Raw genomic sequence first — 21,144 nt, forward strand, 5'->3', positions numbered from 1 at the left:
CGCTCCCCTGAAAGAGGGTCTATCCATGCCCTGGCACCTCTCCGGCGGCGCCTTCACGAGCACTTCTCCGCATCATCACGGCGAAGACCGCCGTTCCGAGGAGGCTTATCACCCCGCTCACGTAAAAGACGGCGTCGAGCCCGATGTAGTCCATGAGGACGCCCCCCATCAACGGTGCGATGATCATGCCGATGCCGAAGACCGTGTTGTAGGCACCCATCGCGGTTCCCATCCCGAGGGTCCGGCCTGCGCCGACCGTCAGGGCCATGATGGCCGGCTGCTGGATGGCGCCCCCGACGCCCACGAGGGAGGTGAACAGGAGCAAGGGCAAAAACGACCCCGAGAGCGGGATCACACCGAGCGATACCGCTGCTACGGCCGACCCCACGACGATCAGGGCGACCTTGTTCCCGGTGTCGGTGAGCCTCCCGATCGGGACCTGGAGGAGCGCCATCAGGAAGGTGTTCGCGGAGAGGACGATGCCCACCTCGGTCGGGCTGATCGCGATCAGGGGGGCGAAGACCGGGATGAAGACCATCATGCCCCCGCGGCCGAGGGCGCTGATGAAGGTGAAGACCAGAACCCCCCGCATGACCGGCAGCGTGAAGATCTCCCACATCGGGACGGGTTCCACCTTCGGGATCTTCAGATGGCCCGGTTTTGCCTCCGGGAGCGAGACGGCGACGAGGAGCGTGGCGAACGCCGAGAGGCCGGCCATGACGTAGAAGACCGAATCCATCCCGAACGCGTCGTTTAAGAACCCACCGAGGAGCGGTCCCACCCCCATGCCGAGGAACATCGATATGGAGAAGTTCCCCATATGGCTCCCTTCCTTGCCCTTCTCCGAGAGGTCCGCGATGTAGGCCATGGCTATCGGGACGACCATGGCCGAGGCGATCCCGTGGGCAAAGCGGACCACGGTGAGGGAATAGACGCTGTCGGCGAGGATGTAGGTGAGCGAGAGGGCGGCGTAAGCGAACATGCCGATGAGGATGATCCACTTCCTCCCCCGCCTGTCCGATATCCGCCCGATGATGGGCATGAAGACCGACCGGGAGAGCGCGAATGCTGAAAAGATGACGCCGAGCCAGATGCCGGTTGCTCCGAGATTCTCCGCGTAGATCGGGAGGAGCGGGCTGACGACGCCGAGCCCGAGCATGGTGGCAAAGACGGAGATAAATAAGACGTTATAGACTCTTCTGGCGGTGTTCATGGGGGATACATCCAATTAAAGGGTAAACCCGCAAGATCCATCCTGCGGTGAGCGTTCACAAATGCGGTAAAAGAAGTTGGATATAATTTATCTTATATATTAGCCCGGTCGTCGGCCGGGATCACACCCGCCGCGTGACGCAGCACCACCGGTCGTAGATGGGGTCACGTCCGTTCTCGAAGACCCTGACGTCCCGCCCCTCTCCGGCGCACCACTCCTCCACCCGGGCGGCCTCGGCCTCCGTGCCGACGGTGATCAGCGCTTCATCCGTGAGGGCGAGGAGTCCGGTGACGATCGGTTTCCAGAGGCCGGCGTTGTAGGAGTAGATCTCCCCGGCCATGAACGCAACCCCGAGGGGCACCGGCACGATGTACCGGGAGGCCTCACGCGCGTCGATGCACATCGTGTCTTCCGGTACAAGGCGGCCCTTCGAGAGGCCGAGCGCGAGGAGCGCCGGGTCGTTGTCGTAGGCGAGCGCCCGCACCCCGCCCGCCCGGAGTGCCGCGGTGCCGACGCCCGACCCGCAGCAGCAGTCGAGGCAGAGGGTCCCCGCACGGTTGCCCCAGACCTCCCCGATGAGGTCGCGGAGTTTCCCTTCCCGGTCGGGGCGCAGGTCCTCGAGGGCGGGGGCGACGGTCGCGAGGATCTCCATGCTGTAATACTCCCGGACCGCCGAGAGCCAGGCTGCCCGGCTCTCCTGGTAGATGTCGCCGCCGACGGCCTCAAAGCACTCGATGGCGGCGAGGGTCGGGTCCCGGAAGAGAAATGAGCTGGCCTGCCAGCCCCCGTCATCATGGAGGGCGAGCGCGAGCGGTTCCTCGTCCTCATCCACCAGGAGACGGGCCTCATCCGGAGCCGTCTGGAACACCGGGGCCGTATCTATTGTCAGTTCTGCAAACGACGGTTCAACCAACTGGCACCCGTCAACCTCAAGAATATCTGCAACCTTCATGTTTCTCGCCTCTCGATCTTCAGTCCCCCCGGCGCCCGGATGACCCCGTCCACGCGGGCATCCTCATGCAGGGTGAGGCCCCGGCAGGAGACGTTCCCAAGGATATGCACTCCCTGCTCGATGACGACGTCGCCGTCGCTCTGGACATCGCCGTGGACGACCGATCCGCGGGCGATGTTCGCGCCTTCCCGTGCATGCAGGCTCCCAAAGACCGTCGTCTCTTCCCGGATCGCGATCGACGCCGCACGGATGTTCCCGTGCAACCGGCATCCCGACCCGACGGTCATCCTCTCCGGGACCGAGAAGGTCTGCATATTGAGGACGGCGCCGGTCGGGATCATCAGCGGCGTCTCTGTACGGGCCTCCTCGTCGCCGAAGAGTTTCTGGAGGACGGCGTCCAGGTCCTCCTGCTTCTCGATCCCGAGGACGGCCACGAGATACATCATGATGTAGATGATGACCGGCATCGGGTTGCGGATGGAGATCCAGCCTTTCGCCTCGAATCCGCGCTCGATCTGGACGTTATCCCCGATATCGAGGTCGCCCTTGACGACGAGCTTGCCCTGGATCTTCACCCCTTCGCCGAGGTAGGCGTCCTCTTCCACGATGACATCGCCGCCGACCTCGCACCAGTTGTCTATCCGGACGTCGCCGCCTGCAACGATGCTACCGTTGATCCTGCTGAATTCACAGACCACGACATCGTTCCCTGAGAGGCCGTAGTCGATCCGGCACCGGTCGCCGATGACGATGTCCTGCCCGGTCTTGAGCGTCCTCTCTTGGAGTTCGGTGTGGTCCGGGAGGGTGCAGCCCCTGATCCAGTCGTGGTCCCCTGTCGGTTCCATTTATCCGGTATGATCTTCATGCGCCATACTTATGACTCTTATTAATTAGATCGAGGACGATCGGCATGAGATCGCAGCCGCGGATGCGGTGGAGCCCCCCCTCCGCACACGAGACCTCGTCGAACCGGGCCGTCCGGTCCGTCCGGACCCCGGGACCCCTGATGACGACCGGCACCGGGTCGGCGCTGTGGTCCTTGATCGAGCAGGGGGTGCTGTGGTCGGCGCAGACGACGAGCAGGGTGTCCTCGAGATCGAGCAGCGGTTCGAGCGCCGCGTCGATCACCTCGATGAAGTCCCGTTTCTGGATGCCTTTTCCGTCGTGGCCGGCCTCGTCCGCCCCCTTGATGTTCAGCAGCACGAAGTCTTTCCGGTCGAGCTCCGCGAGCGCCGCCTTCACCTTGGCGTCAAGGTCGGAGTCGACTGACCCGGTCGTCCCCGGAACAGGGATATGTTCGAGCCCCACGACCTTCCCGATCCCGGAGATGAGGGTGGCCGCGGAGATGACGCTCCCTGATAACCCGTAACGCTCGGAGAACTGCGGAAACATGCCCATCTTTCCGGCGCCCCGGATCAGGAGGAGGTTTCCCGGCATGAGCCCCTCCTCCATCCGCCGGGCGTTCACCGGGTGGTCAAAGAGGATCTCCCGGGACTGGCGGATGAACTCGTTGCAGGCTTCTGCCGTCTTTGCGTCTGCCGGATCAGCGGTGCAGGGCCGGATGGTGAGCGGCCGTACCCCCTCTCTCTTTGGGTCGTTTGAGGAGACCTTATCGCCGAGGCCCTCTCCCGTGAGCGCGAGGGCCGCCCGGTGGCCGGCGCCCGACTCGAACCTGAACCCGAGACCGAGGGGCGAGAGGTCGACGCCGTCCCGGATCGCCTCCGCGAGCGGTGCGGTCCCGGAGATCCGCCCGGCCCGGCGGTCGGTGACGAGGCCGTCCGCGTCGACAGTGGCGAAGTTGCACCGAAAGCCGATCATCCCGGCGGTCATGTGGATGCCGGTCCCCTCGGCCTCGAGCGGGCCGCGGCCGGTGTAGTACTCCTGCGGCGGATAGCCGAGCAGGGCAAGGTGGGAGGTGTCGGATCCGGGGCGTATGCCGGGAGCGATGGAGTCCATGATGCCGCACACGCCCTCCGCGGCGATCCGGTCGAGGACCGGGGTCCGTGCGGCGCAGAGAGGGGTCCGTCCGTTCAACGCTTCACAGGGACGGTCGGATATCCCGTCCAGCACGAGGAATAGCACCTTGTGAGCAATCATCAAAAACAGATGAGATCCCGAACCTGATTACTCTTCCCGGTGGGCGGGAGGGACCCGGTCACCGGGCCGCCCCGGCCACTCTCCGGAGCGAGTGACACCGCTCCGCATGGCGGAGCGCCTCTCTTGCGAGAGCGTCGCCCCGTCTGCAGCACTCCTCGCTGCAGCCGAGCATGACGAGGATGTTCGTCGTCTTGATCATATCGGCCGAGAGGCACCGGATCTCGACGGCAACCTCGTCGCCGACGATTGCCTTCACGTCGCAGACGATATCGTAGAGCTGGTGCGAATACCGGTCGAGCAGCGCGTTTGCGGCGCGAATCCAGGCATCGTCGCATTCCCTCTCACGGAGGGCGGTCCACTCCCGGTGGAACTGGACAAGCAGCCTCCTGATGATCCAGAGGGCCATCCTCTGCTGCTCCTCCGGGGGCCCCGGGCAGAGCACAGTCTGTCTTACCTGCCGCATGCCTGCATACTCTTCCTCAGCCGTCACTGTCTTCACCCCCTTCCTGCATCTCCGGCTGAGGTGTACCCCGATCATAGATTATATACCCTTCGCGCCGTCTCCGTCGCCCGGGAAGAGTGAAACTCTGGATGGGAGCTAAAATAAGGGTGAGCAGCCGGCCTTATACGACCGCGATCTGCTCGAGTTTGGACTTGGTGATCTCGACCCGGCGGATAGGGTAGATCGTCTTGACGACCTTGAAGACGTCACGGGCCATGTCGCCGGAGACGATCTCCTTGACCAGGGTCTCAAAGTCGTTCTCCGCCGCTTTGGCGGAGAGGGCCTGCGAGATCGCCTGCCGCACGGCGTGGACCTGGCTCTGCTCGGCCCTTGATATGGTGAGACAGACGACCGTCACCCGCAGGAGTTTGCCGTCCTTGCTGATGATCGGGTGGATGGTGTCGATGCGGGAGGCCCGCCGTTTGACCATCGACCGGAGGTAGTCCCGGGTCACTTCGTGCCCGACGAACTCGGTATACGCGGCGTCGCCGGCCACGTTGTTGATCTTGAACCTCATCTTGATGTGGGACTTTGAGTAGTCCTGCACAACTTCGCCGAGTGTCGCAGTCATGACCCGGCCGACCATGTTTGCGGGGTCGGCCGAGATGGTGTCGCCGATCTCAACTTTGCCGAAGGTCTCCGGTACATAGACACGGTACCACTTCTTGGCCTTCCAGCCTTCGACCCTTCTTCCAACCTGTTTCTTCCTTGCCATGGTATCACTTCACTTCTCGTATGTCCTTATCCTGAGCCGCAAGTTCACTCCAGCCCTCTCCCTCTCCGTGACGCGCAGGTGCAGATCTCCTCGGCAATCGCGAGGTTCATGAGGTAGTCGTCCACCGACGCGATGATCGACCGGAGCCTGGTCCCGCCAATCTCGGCCCGCACCCCTCCCTCGATCGGGTATGTCCTGATCAGGGTGAGGTTGTCGGGCTCGAGCGCCGCCGCCACACAGCCGGGGAGGCCGTGCGGCGTCTCGATGGTCCCCTCGATCCGGGTCATGCGGGAATCGCCTCGAGCAGCCCCTGCCTGAACCGGTCTACCTGGTCGGCCCCGATCCGGGCGCCGGCCCTCCGGTGGTGTCCGCCACCCCGGCCGCCGCACGCCTCCGCGAGCCTGCGCATCAGCGCCTCGAGGTCGAGGTCGACGCCCGGCGGGCAGCGGGCCGATACGGAGTAACCATCCCCGCTCGCCCCGATGACGAAGACGGGCCCGGTCTCGAGGAGGTCGTGTGCGAGTGCATCCGCGACGTCGCCCGTCACCGTCCCGTCGTCTACACGGAAGAGGGCGATGCGCTCATCGAGACGGCGCACCCCGTGGATGCCGGCGATGACCGCATGCCGGTAGCGGGCGGTTATCTCCCAGGCTTCCTGGAGCGCGTGGGTCGAGCGGAGGCAGAGCGATGCACCGATATCCCCGCACCCGGCCTTGCCGCAGGCGTCGACGACCGCGGCGAGGTTCCCCGCCTCATCGATCACCTCACGCCCGAGGCTGTAGGTGGCGCCCCAGATCCCGCAGAGCGCGGCATGCGATGCTTTCGGGGCGGCCGCGAGGACGATCCGGGAGAGGAGCGCCTCGACGTCCACGTCGTCCTCGTCGGTGACCTCTGCGACCAGAGCCCGGGCGGCATCGGGAACGCCGGAGAACCCGGCGAGGTAGGGGTTGACGGCGAGCGCGAGCTGCTCGACGAGCCCTCTTCCGGGGAGGCGGAGGCCGCGGCGGGGTGTGATGAACCCGTTTGCGATCCCTTCGCTCACGATCTCCCGGTTCGGCCCATCGAGATCCTGGCCGTCGCCGAGGATGCCGAGGAGCACGAGGCCCGCGAGGTCCCGGTTGTCCCCCATGCGTTGCGCGACAAGATAGGCCGCACCGGCCGCGGAGAGGTTCCGATCGCCGTCGATCCCGGCGAGACGCGGGTTGACGTGGTGGTCGCCCTCGAAGTGGGGCAGGTGGTGGTCTACCACCATCACGTCGCCGGGGAGGTCCTGGAGTGCTGATCCAAAGTCGCAGAGGAGCACGCTGCTGTCCTCCGGTACGTCGGCCGCGGTGATGCCTGCGCGGATCCTCAGCCGGAACCGCCCGCCCTTGCGGAACATGGCGTGGCAGAGGATGGATGCGGCGGCGATGCCGTCCGCATCGTGGTGCGCCAGCACCTCCACAAACTCCTGCTCGAGGAGATGGTCGGCGAGACCGGCAGCAGCGGCGTCAAGCGACATGGATCATCAGCGGGAGAGCAGAATCTCCGCAGTCTCCGGTTTGTAGGTCCAGCCTTTCGGCATCCGTCCGGACCCGACGTAGTACCTGACCAGCCTGCGCACCTTGGACTCGGTGATCTGGAGCTGCCGGGTGTTGTGCACGTCCTTCTTGTTCTCCGCAAGGTGCTTCCTTATCCCGAGCGCTTTCTGCATCAGGTTCCGGAGATCTTCGGGGATCTCGGATTCAAGGCCCTTCTCGCGGAGGATCTCGGTTACGCGCTTTCCAGTGGCGAGCTTGACGTCAGGGACGCCGTACCGGTCCCGCAGCGCAAGACCTATCTGACTGCTCGACATGCCGTCTTTGCGGAGATCGACGATGATCTTCTCGATCTCCGCTACGTCCGTGTTGGACCACTCAGGAGCCTCCTTCCGGTAGGGCCGGACGGAACTGCTGGTTCCACGGCGCCGGGCGTACATTCTTGCCATTCATACACCTCCGATATACACTATGTTAAGTCCAGAAAAGAGTCCGTTGACTGACTAATCTCTGTAATCCCGAGCCCTTGCGGGCAGTGCTTCCGGGAGCACGTCGGACTTACCATAGCCAGCACATGCAGTGCTGCATCATATTCTCCGGGATCTGACTTAAGGGTATCGGGAACGTGCCTGAGCAGTGCACAGAACTCGATCCTTAAGGGTTTCGGCGTACTGCGCCGTTTCCAGTTTCTGAAGCTTTATCATCCCCTGTAATGACCTCTACAGTATGATTGAGGGCGATGTGGGCCGTATCACTGATGGCGGTCGTTCCCAATGGGAATTTCTACCCCTCTTCGGCATCGTTGCATCGGCGCTGGTTGCGCTCGGCGTCACTGCATACTGTCTCTCCTTCGGGGTATTCATCATCTTCCCCCACCTCTTCTACATCCCGATCGTCCTTGCCGCCTATTACTACCCGGAACAGGGTATTGGGGTCGCCGTGGCGCTTGCCACCGCCTACCTCGCGGAGGTGCTCCTCCTCTCCCCGAGCAGTGGGGCGGAGATCATAAATGCCCTGGTCCGCGTCGGGGTATTCCTTCTCATCGCCGCTGTCGTGTCGCACCTCTCCGGCCGCCTGCGGGCCCGGGAGAGCCGGTACCGGGGGATCTTTGAGACATCCGGGGCGGGTATATTCCTCTTCTCGCCCCGGACCGGGCAGATTACGGAGATGAACCGGGGGTGCTCCGGAATGCTCGGGTACCCAAAAGACGAAGTCCTCTCTCTTGAGGTGTCCGCGATCTGGCCGGAGTATCCTGGGAATGCCGGAGCCCTTGAGGGGGACAGGATCGAAGGTCTGGACTGCAACCTCATCGCCCGGGACGGGATGCCCTGTTCGGTGCTCCTCTCGGCAAGCCTCCTCCCGGATCAGGAGGTGGTCTGCACGGTGGTCACCGGAACGGCGAAACTGAAGCAGGTGGAGAGCCGGCTCCGTCGTTCGGAGGAGACGCTCCGGGTCATCCTCGACACCACCGATGTTGGGATCCTTCTGACCGATCCGGGCAGGGGGGTTGTGGAGGCGAATGCGGCCGCGGTCCGGTTTTTCGGCGGGGCCGGGCGTGAGGATCTGGTTGGGCGGAGCCCGTACGATCTGATTGGCGAAAGAGACCGGGAGGCTGTCCGGGCCTATCGGGAACAGGTTCTGCGCGGGGAGGCGTTTGTCTTTGGGGAGTGCACGTTCTGCAGGCTCGACGGTACCGAATGGCCTGCGGAGATCACATTCACCCGCTTTGCACAGGACGGAGCTGCCCCGGGACGGCTGGTTGTCTCGTTCCGGGACATCACCGAACGGCGTCGGGCGGAAAGGGGGATGCGGGAGGAGAACCGGCGTCTCTTCATCATCAATGAGGTCATGGCCGCAGCCACCGCATCCCGTCGCCTTGACGACCTCCTCCCGGCATCGCTGGCAAAGATCCTGGCACTGCTGGATTTCGATCTGGGTGCGGCGTACCTGGTGTGCCCGGAAAGCGATCTTGCGCACCTGCGCGCCTCTGTGGGCGAGGGGTTTATCCCGGCGCACACGCGCCGGGATGAGCCGCCCTACCGGTACGTTCTCGTCGACGGGGAGGCCCGGTTTGTCGACCGGTTCCATGAGCGGTACCCGGGGCATGATGATCCTGCCATCCGGTCGTTTGCGGCGGTGCCCATTCCGGGCGATGGCGGGCCGGCAGGGTGCATCGCCGTCGCGAGCAGGACCCGGGAGACGATCCCGGAGAGCGAGCGCCTGATCCTCGCGGCGATCGGCGAAGGCCTCGGGAGCGCGGTCGTGAAGGGGATGCTCCAGGAGGATCTGGAGGCGGCGCTCGCGTCCGCCAACCGCTACCTTGAGAAGGCAAACGCCGCGACCGAGGCGGTCAACCTCTACGTGGATATCCTCACGCATGACATCAACAACGCGAATACCGTAGCCATGGGCTACCTGCAGATGTTCCTTGAGTCGGCCGACGATCCGCCCCGCAAGTTCCTCCGGGAGCCGCTTGCGGCCATCTACCAGAGCAGCGAGATCATCAGGAACGTCACCACGATCCGGAGGCTGGAAGCCGGAGGTGCCGAGCTTCGGCCGGTGCGGCTTGAGCCCGTGCTCCGGGGGATGCGCAACTACTACGCCGATACCAGCATCACCTGTGAGGGACCGGATGCAATGGTTCTTGCCGACGATCTCATCGACGAGATCTTTGCAAACCTGATCGGCAACTCCGTCAAGTTCGGGGGGCCGGATGTCGAGGTCACCATCAGCGTCCGGGAGGTGGGGGATACGGTATCGGTGACGGTTGCCGATACCGGCCCCGGTATTCCCGACGACCTCAAGCCACTGATATTCGAGCGCAAAGAGCGCGGGAAGACAAAGAAGAGCGGGAAAGGCCTCGGCCTCTATATCGTCAGGAAACTCGTGGAACGCTACGGGGGGAGCATCCGGGCGGGTGATCGGGTTCCCGGCCGGCCGGAGGAGGGGGCCGCCATCACGTTCGCCCTGCCGCGTTATTGCCCGGGAAGGGAGTGAACCGAATATTTATCTTCTCCCGGGGCAACATGTAATGGTACCGGAGCGATAGTAGTCTAGCGGTAGGACAGGGGCTTCCCAAGCCTCTAGCCCGGGTTCGATCCCCGGCTATCGCATGGGTTCGCATCTCTTTTGTTTTCAGGCTTTTACGGGGCCGTTCTCTCTCACAACGCCATGATACCCCGGGTTTTCGTATCCGGCCGAACCGCAACCATGGTCGCGTTGACCTGGGATACAACCTCGAGCCCTGAGATAACACAGGTTGGCATAGAACGTGGCTTATATTCGGGGATGGGCTTTGTGGAGGAGGTCTTGCCGGGGCCGGCATCTCATTCTTGACACGGCGTGCTGCACCCTGACTTGATGACTTCACCCTTGACACGGTGGGCTTACCACCTGTTTTTTCGTAAGGTTAATCCCTTCACTCTCCGAATACAGGGATGAGCAGGAATGGACGACAATACCCTGACTGATGCGTTGCGCCGCGATCAGGTTGTTCCGAGGCACTGGGAAGGAAGATTCCTGCTACTGACGATAAGGAGAAGAGTGTTCCCCACACACGTGGGGATGAACCGACGATCCAGAGGATCGGTTCCTAATCTCGATCGTGTTCCCCACACACGTGGGGATGAACCGGGGCCGAGGGGCATCGAATCCCCTGCACTATAGTGTTCCCCACACACGTGGGGATGAACCGATCGAGGTATAAGCGCCGTGACCGGGGGGAGTGTGTTCCCCACACACGTGGGGATGAACCGGCCCAGGAGGCCATCTCGCTACCCGCCTGGTGGTGTTCCCCACACACGTGGGGATGAACCGGAGCAGCGCAAACTTCCAACGCCAGTCACAGCGTGTTCCCCACACACGTGGGGATGAACCGGTCGACCACATCATCTCCCGCCTCGATGACCAGTGTTCCCCACACACGTGGGGATGAACCGCATCTGATCATACTTCGAGTCGCCATTGTTCGGTGTTCCCCACACACGTGGGGATGAACCGACCGCCATCGGCGCGTCAGCGAAACTGATGGCGTGTTCCCCACACACGTGGGGATGAACCGCATATCGCTGATGCTATAACGGTATATGGGTAGTGTTCCCCACACACGTGGGGATGAACCGACTCAGGCGGACGGGTACAAGGCCGCGATCCGGTGTTCCCCACACACGTGGGGATGAACCGAAATTCGGCAGGTAAACGGGCCGGAATGAATGGTGTTCCCCACACACGTGGGGATGAACCAGGCCCGGCACTCGCAATCTATTCTGTGCTGCTGTGTTCCCCACACACGTGGGGATGAACCGGCTCACGGGGTGTCGGGACTAGGAAACTATTTGTGTTCCCCACACACGTGGGGATGAACCGGGGCACACCTGGGAGAGTTACTGCAAGTTCTTGTGTTCCCCACACACGTGGGGATGAACCGGACAGCGGGCTGCTCCTCAATGCCGTGCTGGAGTGTTCCCCACACACGTGGGGATGAACCGCATCACAATTCTTTAACACACTAATTACTTTCGTGTTCCCCACACACGTGGGGATGAACCGGCGTTGCACGATGTATTACAACCGCACACATCGTGTTCCCCACACACGTGGGGATGAACCGGTCCTGTAGGGTCGCGACCACCTCATCCCGGTGTGTTCCCCACACACGTGGGGATGAACCGAGGTCCTGGCGGAATGCCTCTGCCCGCTTGATGTGTTCCCCACACACGTGGGGATGAACCGATTACCCGTACCCTGACGGTGACGGCGGCTACGTGTTCCCCACACACGTGGGGATGAACCGGTCTGACGCCCGGCGACTCGGTGCCCGATCTCGTGTTCCCCACACACGTGGGGATGAACCGCTTGCGATCGCCCAACACCGTCGCCCGGTATCGTGTTCCCCACACACGGGATGAACCGCACCATCCGAGAGAGACTACGAGGTATACGCCGTGTTCCCCACACGTGGGGATGAACCGACCCCTACCGTGGGCAGCACTGGACCCGGCAGTGTTGGGGATGAACCGGACCCTGACAGCATAATCTACCAGATCCTGCAGTGTTCCCCACACGTGGGGATGAACCGGTTTTTCAGTTCTTCTAATGCCTTTGCAGTGTGTTCCCACACGTGGGGATGAACCGGTAAGTCCGACCCTGTGCGGTCCCTGCGGGGTGTTCCCCACACGTGGGGATGAACCGTGATCGATCCAGAAGCCAGTGTCTTCTGCGAGGTGTTCCCCACACGTGGGGATGAACCGGCGGCATCGTTCTGCACCTTCTCCGGCGTCTCCCCACACACGGGGATGAACCGAGCGCCACGGCATTCGCCCGGGCCACCACCGGGTGTTCCCCACATGTGGGGATGAACCGCGATGACCCGCCACTTTTACGGACGCATCCCAAGTGTTCCCCCGTATGTGGGGATGAACCCGCGCCTCACAGGGAGGGGCGTGATACATGGCGTGTTCCCACGTATGTGGGGATGAACCTCCCGGCTATCGCATGGGTTCGCATCTTTTTTGTTTTCAGGTTTTTATGGAGCCGTTCTCTCTCACAACGCCATGGTACCCCGGGTTTCCCTCCCCGGCTGAACCGCAACTATGGTCACGTTGACCTGGAATACAACCTCACTTCTGAGGCAACACGGGTTGACAGAGAACGCGCCTTATATCGTTTCCTGGCCCGGGTCCGGCCTTCGCTCGCCCCTCTCCCCGCCGTCATCCTCCGGCACCACCTCAAACCGGCAGTGGTCAAACCCCATCGAGTAGCACCGGGTCTCGATGGCCGCCGTCGGCCGCCCGTAGTGACGGGAGAAGAGCTCCCGGAGGATGCCGGAGTCAAACGCGCACGCAGGCCGGCCGGTTACGGGCAGGTCGGCGCACTCGAAACAGTCGTAGACGAGGAGCGCGAGCGGCTCCGTCCCGGCGACCTCGATCCTGCCGAGGCGGTGCTCCTCCCAGAACAGGGCGATATTCGCGCAGAACCGCCCGGTCTCCGGGTCGGCCACCGCCGGGTAGAGTTCCTCCCCTATCCACTTGCCGGCCCGGGTGAGGAGCGGGTCGATGAGGATCCCCTCCTGCATGAGCGCGACCCGGACCGTCCGGAAGATCAGGTTATAGAACGCGAAGGGGTTGCCTGACCCGGCCTGGTACGCCCCCGCGTAGGCGGAGAGCGCATCGGCTATCCGGTCCTCTGTCGATACCGTTCCCACGAGGTCGCCGGTGAGGAAGAAGATCTTCCGCCGCGCATCCGCCGGGTCGGCCCGGGACCCGATCACGCCCGCAACCGCGAGATCCTGGAGGTGCACCGAGACCGTCGACTTCGCCCGCCCTGCAAGGGCGACGATCTCCTCAAACGTACACTCGCGCTCGCGGAGCGCAGCGAGGATCACGCGCCGCACCGGGTTCCCGACCGCCCGCGCCCCATCCGGCGTCGAGTACAGGTCGATATTCCCGTTCGGCCCGGGCCGGCCGGCTTCCCCCCTGGCGGCCATCCTCTGCTCCATGAAAGATGATCGAAAGGATGATATATGAACGTTCGTATAGAGTAGAATGTTCGTTTGTATACGAACATATTCCGTGATGAACATGAAGGGCACAAAACTCGCCCCCGGCGTCCATTGGGTCGGGGCAATCGACTGGAACCTGAGGGAGTACCACGGCTACACGCTCCCGGGAACGACTTACAACGCCTACCTCGTCCGGGGTGAGAAGACCGCGCTCATCGACGGCGCTTACGCCGGGTTCGAGGGACAGGTCCTCGGCCGCGTGGCGTCCGTCTGCGACCCCGGCGAGATCGACTATATCGTCGTAAACCACATCGAGATGGACCACTCCGGCTGCCTGCCTGCGCTCGTCCGGAAGATGCCGGGCATCCCGATCTACTGCACGGAGCGGGCAAAGACCGGGCTTGCCCGCCACTACGACACCGGCGGCTGGAACATCAGGGTCGTTAAGACCGGCGATACCCTCGACCTCGGCGGAAAGACGCTCACCTTCCTCGAGGCCCCGATGCTCCACTGGCCCGATTCGATGTTCACCTACCTCGGCGAAGATGCCATCCTCTTCCCGAACGACGCCTTCGGGCAGCACGTCGCAAGCGCCGCCCGCTTCGACGACCAGCTCGGGAAGGATGAGGCGCTCGCTCACGCGCAGAAGTTCTTCGCGAACCTGATCGTACCGCTCGCGCCCAAAGTCCTGAAAAAACTCGACGAGGTCGGGAAACTCGGGATCGAGATCAAGATGATCGCGCCGAGCCACGGCATCATCTGGCGGTCGTACGCCGGGGACATCCTCAAGGCCTACACCGACTGGAGCCGGGGCGTCGCAAAGGATAAGGTCACGATCGTCTACGACACCATGCACGGCTCGACCACGATGATGGCGCAGGCGATTGCCGAGGGCGTCATGGCCGAAGGCGCCGATGTCCGGGTCTGCCTCCTTCGCGACGGCCGCTACGAGGGGACGCACCGGAGCGACGTCGTCACGGAAGTCCTCGACTCGAAGGCCGTCCTCATCGGGTCGCCGACGCTCCAGGACGAGGTCCTCCCCACGGTGGCCGGGTTCCTCAGTTACCTCCGCGGGTTGAGACCGGGCCGCCTCGGGGCAAAGAAGATCGGGTGCGCGTTCGGGTCGCACGGCGGCATGGGCGGTGCAGTTGCCCAGGCCGAGGAGGCCCTGAAGGCGGCCGGGATCGAGGTCATCGACGGCGGGTTCCACGTGAACTACCGCCCTGACAGCGGCGAGCTTGCACGGGCCTACGAACTCGGACGAGAGGTGGCGCAGAAGATCCGCGCCCGGTGACGCCGGGGCTCTCCCTCTCCCTCTATCGCAGTCTCCGGCAACACCCGGCAGATCCGGCCGCCGGATATCCCACAATATGCCAGACAGATCGTCCCGATACTTTTTTTAGCCTGCCGGTGCGCCAATCCCGCGCCTCATCCAGGCGAATGCTGCAAGCGGCCCCGACCTGCTCACCACCAGGGACCCGACGACGAGCGTGCAGGCCCACCCGATGACGGCGCTCATGGGCCACGTTGAAATACCACGCAGGCTCTTTTGCGCCTGCTGATCCGGGTATGAGCAGCGACGGCGGCGCGGAGGATCGCCTCCTGTACACCCATAGCCGCGCCCCGGAGCACCGCGGCGGCAAGAGCAAGGGCATAATCCGGAGAAGGGGATGCCGATGGCAAGGGGCGGCACGGAGAAGTGGGTGACGGGGCCGAACCGGTCGTATGCCCGCCCGATCGTGAGGGCCGCGACGGTGTAGAAGCGCGGGTTCTCTGCTTCCGGGACCGTGCCGGCGGCGGCGAAATGGTAGGTATTGACCGGGGAACGCCGCAGACCCGGCCATGATGAGCGCGGTGAAGACGGCGTAGGGGAGCAGGGACCCGGGGAGGGTGGTTGCCCGGAAGGCGGGGTCGCCGTCCTCAAGCGACGCTGGTTCGGGCCCGCCGGTGCCGTCCCGGGTGAGCGCGGCCCTATGGCGCACCCCTGGTGGCTGCCGCAGGCCTGATCGGGCGGCCCTTCCGGCGGTGGTGTTGTTGCCGGTCATGGGAGAGCCGCTTGACCTCCCGGCACGGGAGGTGTGATCCGTTCCGGGGGAAGATGTAATCGTGATGAGCGGCATCTACCTGCCGTGTCACTGCGCCGGGAGAGCGGTCGGCGGGGAGAAGAACGAACATGAAGAGCCGGTACTGGATCGCGCTCTCGCTCCTCGCGAGCAGCGCGGCTCTCACATGGCTCCTTGTGGTAACCTTCACCCCGGAGACGCGGACCTACCTCGGGGAGGTCGGGACCGCTGCCCTCCTCTCCGCCCTCGGGTTCCGGGTCGCGGCGATCCTCTGCCGGGTGGCGCGGGTCGGGCTCCTCTGCCGCGGTCTTGGCTATACCGTGCCATTCTGGAGCCTCACGATCACCCAGTTCCTCTCGCTCTTCGCGGGCTCCATCACCCCCGGCCAGGTGGGCGGCGAGCCTGTCCGGATCCACCGGCTCACGCGCTCCGGGCTCGCCGTCGGGGATGCCGGCGCTGTCGTCGTCGTGGAGCGGGTGCTGGATCTCGTCGTCCTCATCATCATCACCCTTGCAGCCCTTCTTGCCCTCCGGCACCTCTGGGGTTACCTTGCCGCCGTCGTCCTCTACCCCGTGGCGGCGTTCCTCATCTTCGTCCTCGTTCTTATACTCGCGCTCCTTCTCCTCGTCCGCCGGCCGTCCTTCATGAAACAGGTGATGGGCGGCATCATCCGCCGGGTGCTGGACCGGTGCGGCAGGAGCCGGCGCTGGCTCCGGTTCTGCCCTGGTGCGGAGGGTGCGGGATCCCTGATGAATAGACTCGACCACGAGGTCGAGGCCTTTTCCGCAGGTTTCTCGCGGTTCATGAGGGCAGGCCGGCGGGCCGCCGCCGGCGCGCTCGCCCTCACCGTCCTCGAATGGACTCTCTCCTACTCCACGGCATCGGCCCTGCTCATCGCTCTCGGGCTGCCGCCGTCCCTGCCGGAGTCGTTCCTCTTTCAGGGGGTCCTCCAGATGGCCGCAGCACTTCCGCTCATCCCCGGATCGGCCGGAATCGCGGAGATCGGCGCCGCCACGCTGTATCGCCGGATCGTGCCCACCTACCTCCTTGGCCTCTTTGTTGTCCTCTGGCGGCTGATCCTCTACTACCTCAACATCCCCTTCGGCCTCCTCGCGGCCGCTCTTGCCGCACGGGAGAAGGGGGACGGAGACGGCGCCGGCCCCCGGCACACCGAAAACCTATAACCCTTATGAGACCAAAATTTATCAATTAACGCAAGTATGACGAAAATTGCCCTGTTCCTGAAACAATCGGAGAGCATCGGGATCTCCGGCCGGGGAGGATCATGACGACCGATATCGATATGTATGCCCTGAGCATCATCACCGAGAACAGGGCCGGCGTGCTGCGCGATGTGGCCACGGTGATGGCAGATTACCGGGCCAACATCCAGATGATCCAGCAGTCGATCATCACCACCGGCCCGAACACCGGGAAGGCCTACCTCTACTTCGAGTTTGAGGAGTGTGGGAACCACGGGGAGCTCGTCGCCGACCTTGCCCGGGTTCCGTCCGTCGTCGACGTCACCATGTATCCGCCGTTCTCCCGGATATTCGGGTCGCGGGTGATCATCATCGGTGGTGGTGCGCAGGTGGCGCAGGTGGCGATGGGGGCCGTGAACGAGGCGGACCGCCATAACATCCGCGGCGAGCGGATATCGGTGGACACGATTCCCCTCGTCGGCGAGCAGACCCTCGCGCTCGCCGTGGACGCGGTGGCCAGGCTCCCCCGGGCGTCCATTCTGGTGCTCGCCGGGTCGCTGATGGGCGGCGAGGTCTCGCGGGCCGTGGATCGGGTCCGGCAGGCGGGTATCCCGGTGATCGCCCTCAAGATGGCGGGGAGCGTCCCGCAACATGCCGACCTGGTCGTGACCGACCCCATCCAGGCCGGTGTCTTTGCCGTGATGCACGTCAGCGGCAAGGCGGTCTTCGACATCAACCGCGTGCGTGGTCGTGAATTCTGATGGATTCCATCGATAGGGCAGTCAGGGTGCTCTCGCGGGACGGGCTTGTCGTCTATCCCACGGAGACAGTCTACGGTCTCGGGGCGGACGCCCTCTCCGAGGATGCGGTGATGAGGGTTTACGAGGCCAAGAACCGCCCGCCCGGAAAACCGATATCGATCGCGGTCTCGGATATGGAGATGCTCACCGCCGTTGCGGTGGTGGACGATGCCGCCCGGGCCTTCATCAGGCGGTTCCTGCCCGGCCCGGTGACGGTTGTCCTCCCGGCGAAGTCCTGCCTCCCGGAGGTTCTCACCGGCGGCACGGGGCTTATCGGCATCCGGTGGCCCGATCACGAGGTCGCCATCGCTATCATCGCGCGGTTCGACTCTCCCATCACCGCCACCAGCGCGAACGTCTCGGACGATATCCCGCCGACCCGGCCCGGGGACGTCTCCGTCCCGAACGACTATCTGGTCGACGGCGGAGAACTCCCCGGGACGCCGAGCACGGTGGTGGACCTGACCACCCGGCGTATTCTGCGGAAGGGTGCGGAATGGGAAGCGGTGGAAGCGTTCCTGAAGACCATGCGGTGATCCATGAAACCAGTACGACTCCGTGACTTCATCGAGGACCGCGACGGTTGCATCTATGCGGTCTCAAACTACGATAACAACGATCGGATTGGGTGCATCCTCCGTTACGTCCCGGAGCCGGACGGGGAACGGACGAGCCGCTCCGGGCGCCGGTACCGGAAATATGACTTCGTCGAGTCATTCGCCTGGATACGGGAACATAAGCCCGAATACCTGGATATGGTCCACCGGGTGCCCCACGGCGACGTGGCCCGGGTATACAAGCCTGAGGAGGAGATCGGGAGGGTGACGGCGAGAAACGTCCGGGTGAGAAGGCTCCTCTCCCACTTCAACCTCCCGCCGGGCTCGTTCGGGTGCACGGGTTCGCTCCTCTGCGGCCTGGAGAACGCCGCCTCGGACATCGATATGGTGGTCTACGGCGACGCCTGGTTCTCGGCCCAGCGCCAGCTCCGGCACCTTGTGGGAATCGGAGTGATCCCGGTGATGAGCGCCGGAATGTGGCGGAAGGTCTATGAAAAGCGGGTGCCGGAGATACCGTTCGAAGCCTTCGTCCTGCACGAGCAGCGGAAATGGAACCGGGGAGAGTTTGAGGGGACCTACTTCGATCTCCTCTACACACGGGACTACGGGAACCTGGACGCGGTCCCCCCGGGTGCGGGCGAGGTGCTCGGCCGGGCGACGATCGAGGCGACGGTCACCGATGCCTCCCTCTCCTTCGACAGCCCGGCAGTCTACGCGGTTGACCACGCCGAGATATCCCGGGTGCTCTCCTTCACCCACACCTATTCAGGGCAGGCGCTTGCAGGCGAGGTCATCGAGGCCCAGGGCGTCGTGGAGCAGCACGGCGACGAGCGGTGGCTGATCGTCGGGACGACCCGCGAGGCGAAGAGGGAGTATATCATATCAAAGACGCTGCTTGAGAGCGCGGGGTATTGACGGTCATCAATTCACGGAGAAGAGCGCGAAGTTCGAGGGACGGGCGTTGCCGCCCCGTCAAGGCTTTTCGCCCTTCTGCGTGAGACCTTCCCATCCCCGGTTGATTCCGGGTCTATCCTGCCGCCCTGCAAAACCCGGACCTACCTGAAGAGATCCGAGAGCCGGCGCGGCCCGGCGGTGCACCGTTCGAGGTGGGGGCAGCCGTCGCAGGGGGCCCGGAGGGGCCGCGGCGGGATCTCGCCCGCGACAACCCGTTTTGCCGCCCGGATCGCCCGGAGCATCTCCCGCCGGTCCCGGGGCTGGGGTTCGACGAACCGGCAGGCGCCGTCGGCGACGTACTCGACATAACCACCCGCGACGGCGCGCCCGAGGGTCTCCTTGAGGCAGGCAACGTAGCAGGCGACCCGGAGCCGGTCGGTGCCGTAGACGCCCGCGCGGGGTGCGGTGCTCGACCGGGCGATGGCGAACGTGCCGTCTTCAAAGACTTTGTCCACCCTTCCGCGGATGCCGAGCAGGTCGGACTCGACGGCGAGATCGGTCTGGACCGGTCTCTGCCAGGCGGTCTCCCGGCAGGCGCTGATGCACCCATCGAGGAGTTCCCGGGTCTCCGCCGGTGCGTCGGGGAGGACGCAGAGGATCTCCCGCCAGATCTCTTCCGGTTCGAGGAGTTCGCCGAGGTGCGCCGAGACCTGCTTGCAGACGGTGTAGCGGGGCGACTCCTCGCGCTCCTCCGATCGCTCGAAGTAGTAGCGCCGGGGACAGATGTGGCAGGCGACGACGCCGGAGACCGGGATGTACTCGTCCATACGCAATCGGTTGAGGGAGAAATACGTCTTCCCTCTTTATATGGGGATATCCTCTGCACCGGCGCGGGGTCGCGGCTGCCGTGACGGCCCTCCCCGGGTCGGGCGGGGGATGCAGCCGGGACCAACCCTTATGCCGGAGCGGGTCACAGAAGGATAGTATGGCTAACCGCGAGATATCGGTCAACATCCCCGGCGACCTCGATCCGGTCTACTCGAACCGCATCCAGATCGCCTACAAGGAGGACGAGTTCACGTTCCTCTTCCTGCACGAGATCCCCGGCACGAACCAGGCGCGGGCGAAGGCGATCGTCTCGATCAGCCCCCGGCACGCAAAGAACCTGGTCGAGGTGCTCGCGAAGAGCGTCGCCGACTACGAGCAGAAGTTCGGCAAGATTTCAGCCCCGGAGGCAGCCCCGCACCAGGAGAGCAACGTCACCATCCGGGGTTACTCCTGAACGGGGCCGGGCCGGCGGGACCCCGGCAGGTGATACCTTTTTAATTCCGGACGTGTAATATTATAAGGCAGTTGCCGCTGTGGCTTAGTGGTATAGCGGCTGATTCGTAATCAGCAGGCCGGGGGTTCGAATCCCTCCAGCGGCTTAATTTTTGAGCAGCCACGTTTCCTGGTCGAACACTGTTTTCAGGACCTTTACTGGCCACAATGTTAGCCAAAAACCGGATAATGCCTCCTCGCACATTTCTGATACAGGACCATGGCAGACGGCATCGGCACATTGGCAATCCCCCTCTCTCCCTGGCATTGCATTTGTGATACACTTTTCGGCAGGCTACATTTCATCGGGGGGCCCTCGGCCTGGTCTTCTGTGTTGCCGAGGTGCTCCTCGCCGACTCCGCCGCCGCGAGAATAGGGTGAAGGCCGGCAACACCGCTGTTCCCGAGGTCGTGCTGTTTCTTTACTGGAGCAGACGCCGGGGACGAGGCTGTATCTGCCCGGGGGGCTTACAATGCATTCTGTTCTCCGACAACGGGGTTGCTCGAGCCGACTCCCGCGATTCTGCTGAAAGCAGGTCCCAACAGTTCAGCACATGCGTCGGGGCAGGATATCCCAATAAAAGCAAGAGTTGTCCAATACGGCTACAGGCTGTTTACCGGATTTCTGCCCGAACGTATCCATGAGATCACGGGCATCTTCTACCCTTGCGTGCTCCCGGGAGGGGGCGCGGAAGCTGCCATTGACCGCGAAGATGCCAGAGGTGTTGGCCTGGAGTCTGCTGGTGTTCCTGACCCCGGGCAGCCCCTCAAACGATCACTGCCGCTACGTAACGGCCATTCATTGAGGCGCACA

18 protein-coding genes, 2 tRNA genes and 1 CRISPR repeat array are annotated in these 21,144 nt (G+C 63.8%); of the genes, 9 read left to right on the forward strand and 11 right to left on the reverse strand.

What is annotated here, in order from left to right; translation table 11 throughout:
• Positions 1 to 19: 19 nt before the first annotated feature.
• From QZ408_RS02380 to QZ408_RS02420, 9 genes are all read right to left on the reverse strand, one after another.
• Positions 20 to 1,213, reverse strand: coding sequence for an MFS transporter (locus QZ408_RS02380; protein ID WP_292489435.1), 1,194 nt, complete (start codon positions 1,211 to 1,213; stop codon positions 20 to 22).
• Positions 1,214 to 1,334: 121 nt separating this feature from the next.
• The gene (locus QZ408_RS02385; protein WP_292489436.1) at positions 1,335 to 2,165 is read right to left on the reverse strand and encodes a hypothetical protein; all 831 of its coding nucleotides are present in this window, start codon (positions 2,163 to 2,165) and stop codon (positions 1,335 to 1,337) included.
• Entirely contained in the window at positions 2,162 to 3,010 is an 849-nt protein-coding gene (locus tag QZ408_RS02390; protein ID WP_292489438.1) for a polymer-forming cytoskeletal protein, read from the reverse strand. Before QZ408_RS02390 ends, QZ408_RS02385 begins: the two co-directional genes overlap by 4 nt.
• A gap of 16 nt (positions 3,011 to 3,026) precedes the next feature.
• On the reverse strand, positions 3,027 to 4,262 hold the full coding sequence (locus QZ408_RS02395; RefSeq protein WP_292489440.1) for a 2,3-bisphosphoglycerate-independent phosphoglycerate mutase: 1,236 nt from the start codon (positions 4,260 to 4,262) through the stop codon (positions 3,027 to 3,029).
• A gap of 58 nt (positions 4,263 to 4,320) precedes the next feature.
• On the reverse strand, positions 4,321 to 4,752 hold the full coding sequence (locus QZ408_RS02400; protein WP_292489442.1) for a hypothetical protein: 432 nt from the start codon (positions 4,750 to 4,752) through the stop codon (positions 4,321 to 4,323).
• Positions 4,753 to 4,885: 133 nt separating this feature from the next.
• Positions 4,886 to 5,479, reverse strand: a complete 594-nt coding sequence (locus QZ408_RS02405; RefSeq protein WP_292489444.1) for a 30S ribosomal protein S3ae — start codon at positions 5,477 to 5,479, stop codon at positions 4,886 to 4,888.
• A gap of 44 nt (positions 5,480 to 5,523) precedes the next feature.
• The gene (locus QZ408_RS02410) at positions 5,524 to 5,766 is read right to left on the reverse strand and encodes a KEOPS complex subunit Pcc1 (RefSeq protein ID WP_292489446.1); all 243 of its coding nucleotides are present in this window, start codon (positions 5,764 to 5,766) and stop codon (positions 5,524 to 5,526) included.
• Positions 5,763 to 6,980, reverse strand: a complete 1,218-nt coding sequence (locus tag QZ408_RS02415) for a DHHA1 domain-containing protein (protein WP_292489447.1) — start codon at positions 6,978 to 6,980, stop codon at positions 5,763 to 5,765. Before QZ408_RS02415 ends, QZ408_RS02410 begins: the two co-directional genes overlap by 4 nt.
• Positions 6,981 to 6,986: 6 nt before the next feature.
• Positions 6,987 to 7,445, reverse strand: coding sequence for a 30S ribosomal protein S15 (locus tag QZ408_RS02420; RefSeq protein ID WP_292489449.1), 459 nt, complete (start codon positions 7,443 to 7,445; stop codon positions 6,987 to 6,989).
• Between the two features lie 277 nt (positions 7,446 to 7,722).
• Between QZ408_RS02420 and QZ408_RS02425 the strand changes: the two genes are divergently transcribed.
• Positions 7,723 to 9,993: an ATP-binding protein gene (locus tag QZ408_RS02425; protein WP_292489451.1), complete on the forward strand. Its 2,271-nt coding sequence runs from the start codon at positions 7,723 to 7,725 to the stop codon at positions 9,991 to 9,993.
• A 45-nt stretch (positions 9,994 to 10,038) separates the two neighbouring features.
• Positions 10,039 to 10,109, forward strand: a tRNA-Gly gene (locus QZ408_RS02430).
• A 430-nt stretch (positions 10,110 to 10,539) separates the two neighbouring features.
• Positions 10,540 to 11,968: direct repeats of the CRISPR family, unit length 29 nt; unit sequence GTGTTCCCCACACACGTGGGGATGAACCG.
• A gap of 684 nt (positions 11,969 to 12,652) precedes the next feature.
• On the opposite strand, the gene QZ408_RS02435 is transcribed toward QZ408_RS02430, so the two are convergent.
• Positions 12,653 to 13,492: a V4R domain-containing protein gene (locus tag QZ408_RS02435; RefSeq protein ID WP_292489453.1), complete on the reverse strand. Its 840-nt coding sequence runs from the start codon at positions 13,490 to 13,492 to the stop codon at positions 12,653 to 12,655.
• A gap of 82 nt (positions 13,493 to 13,574) precedes the next feature.
• Here QZ408_RS02435 and QZ408_RS02440 point away from each other — a divergent pair, with 82 nt between their 5' ends.
• The 5 genes from QZ408_RS02440 (at position 13,575) to QZ408_RS02460 (ending at position 19,032) form a co-directional block, all read left to right on the forward strand.
• Positions 13,575 to 14,789: an FprA family A-type flavoprotein gene (locus tag QZ408_RS02440; protein ID WP_292489455.1), complete on the forward strand. Its 1,215-nt coding sequence runs from the start codon at positions 13,575 to 13,577 to the stop codon at positions 14,787 to 14,789.
• 879 nt (positions 14,790 to 15,668) lie between these two features.
• The gene (locus tag QZ408_RS02445; protein ID WP_292489456.1) at positions 15,669 to 16,742 is read left to right on the forward strand and encodes a flippase-like domain-containing protein; all 1,074 of its coding nucleotides are present in this window, start codon (positions 15,669 to 15,671) and stop codon (positions 16,740 to 16,742) included.
• A gap of 101 nt (positions 16,743 to 16,843) precedes the next feature.
• Positions 16,844 to 17,521 (forward strand): DUF5612 domain-containing protein, encoded by a 678-nt coding sequence (locus tag QZ408_RS02450; protein WP_292489459.1) that lies wholly within the window; start codon positions 16,844 to 16,846, stop codon positions 17,519 to 17,521.
• On the forward strand, positions 17,521 to 18,096 hold the full coding sequence (locus QZ408_RS02455; protein ID WP_292489461.1) for an L-threonylcarbamoyladenylate synthase: 576 nt from the start codon (positions 17,521 to 17,523) through the stop codon (positions 18,094 to 18,096). The genes QZ408_RS02450 and QZ408_RS02455 overlap by 1 nt, the downstream gene beginning before the upstream one ends.
• Positions 18,097 to 18,099: 3 nt before the next feature.
• On the forward strand, positions 18,100 to 19,032 hold the full coding sequence (locus tag QZ408_RS02460) for a DNA polymerase subunit beta (protein ID WP_292489463.1): 933 nt from the start codon (positions 18,100 to 18,102) through the stop codon (positions 19,030 to 19,032).
• A gap of 140 nt (positions 19,033 to 19,172) precedes the next feature.
• Here QZ408_RS02460 and QZ408_RS02465 read toward each other — a convergent pair whose 3' ends face one another.
• Positions 19,173 to 19,838 (reverse strand): Dna2/Cas4 domain-containing protein, encoded by a 666-nt coding sequence (locus QZ408_RS02465; RefSeq protein ID WP_292489465.1) that lies wholly within the window; start codon positions 19,836 to 19,838, stop codon positions 19,173 to 19,175.
• Between the two features lie 158 nt (positions 19,839 to 19,996).
• Between QZ408_RS02465 and QZ408_RS02470 the strand changes: the two genes are divergently transcribed.
• Both QZ408_RS02470 and QZ408_RS02475 read left to right on the forward strand, forming a co-directional pair.
• Positions 19,997 to 20,293: a DUF3467 domain-containing protein gene (locus QZ408_RS02470; protein WP_292489467.1), complete on the forward strand. Its 297-nt coding sequence runs from the start codon at positions 19,997 to 19,999 to the stop codon at positions 20,291 to 20,293.
• A gap of 73 nt (positions 20,294 to 20,366) precedes the next feature.
• A tRNA-Thr gene (locus QZ408_RS02475) sits at positions 20,367 to 20,438 on the forward strand.
• Positions 20,439 to 21,144: the final 706 nt, after the last annotated feature.

It is taken from the genome of Methanoculleus sp. 10, from assembly GCF_913757945.1.
In the GTDB taxonomy this organism is placed as follows: Archaea; Halobacteriota; Methanomicrobia; order Methanomicrobiales; family Methanoculleaceae; genus Methanoculleus.

What these genes read in the sequence shown, in the direction of transcription:
- QZ408_RS02445 (WP_292489456.1), top strand. Translation starts at nt 15,669, where the DNA reads ATGAAGAGCCGGTACTGGATCGCGCTCTCGCTCCTCGCGAGCAGCGCG.
- QZ408_RS02470 (WP_292489467.1), top strand. Translation starts at nt 19,997, where the DNA reads ATGGCTAACCGCGAGATATCGGTCAACATCCCCGGCGACCTCGATCCG.
- QZ408_RS02385 (WP_292489436.1), bottom strand. Translation starts at nt 2,165, where the DNA reads ATGAAGGTTGCAGATATTCTTGAGGTTGACGGGTGCCAGTTGGTTGAA.
- QZ408_RS02395 (WP_292489440.1), bottom strand. Translation starts at nt 4,262, where the DNA reads ATGATTGCTCACAAGGTGCTATTCCTCGTGCTGGACGGGATATCCGAC.
- QZ408_RS02425 (WP_292489451.1), top strand. Translation starts at nt 7,723, where the DNA reads ATGATTGAGGGCGATGTGGGCCGTATCACTGATGGCGGTCGTTCCCAA.
- QZ408_RS02450 (WP_292489459.1), top strand. Translation starts at nt 16,844, where the DNA reads ATGACGACCGATATCGATATGTATGCCCTGAGCATCATCACCGAGAAC.
- QZ408_RS02415 (WP_292489447.1), bottom strand. Translation starts at nt 6,980, where the DNA reads ATGTCGCTTGACGCCGCTGCTGCCGGTCTCGCCGACCATCTCCTCGAG.
- QZ408_RS02390 (WP_292489438.1), bottom strand. Translation starts at nt 3,010, where the DNA reads ATGGAACCGACAGGGGACCACGACTGGATCAGGGGCTGCACCCTCCCG.
- QZ408_RS02465 (WP_292489465.1), bottom strand. Translation starts at nt 19,838, where the DNA reads ATGGACGAGTACATCCCGGTCTCCGGCGTCGTCGCCTGCCACATCTGT.
- QZ408_RS02440 (WP_292489455.1), top strand. Translation starts at nt 13,575, where the DNA reads ATGAAGGGCACAAAACTCGCCCCCGGCGTCCATTGGGTCGGGGCAATC.
- QZ408_RS02435 (WP_292489453.1), bottom strand. Translation starts at nt 13,492, where the DNA reads ATGGAGCAGAGGATGGCCGCCAGGGGGGAAGCCGGCCGGCCCGGGCCG.
- QZ408_RS02460 (WP_292489463.1), top strand. Translation starts at nt 18,100, where the DNA reads ATGAAACCAGTACGACTCCGTGACTTCATCGAGGACCGCGACGGTTGC.
- QZ408_RS02455 (WP_292489461.1), top strand. Translation starts at nt 17,521, where the DNA reads ATGGATTCCATCGATAGGGCAGTCAGGGTGCTCTCGCGGGACGGGCTT.
- QZ408_RS02405 (WP_292489444.1), bottom strand. Translation starts at nt 5,479, where the DNA reads ATGGCAAGGAAGAAACAGGTTGGAAGAAGGGTCGAAGGCTGGAAGGCC.
- QZ408_RS02420 (WP_292489449.1), bottom strand. Translation starts at nt 7,445, where the DNA reads ATGGCAAGAATGTACGCCCGGCGCCGTGGAACCAGCAGTTCCGTCCGG.
- QZ408_RS02380 (WP_292489435.1), bottom strand. Translation starts at nt 1,213, where the DNA reads ATGAACACCGCCAGAAGAGTCTATAACGTCTTATTTATCTCCGTCTTT.
- QZ408_RS02410 (WP_292489446.1), bottom strand. Translation starts at nt 5,766, where the DNA reads ATGACCCGGATCGAGGGGACCATCGAGACGCCGCACGGCCTCCCCGGC.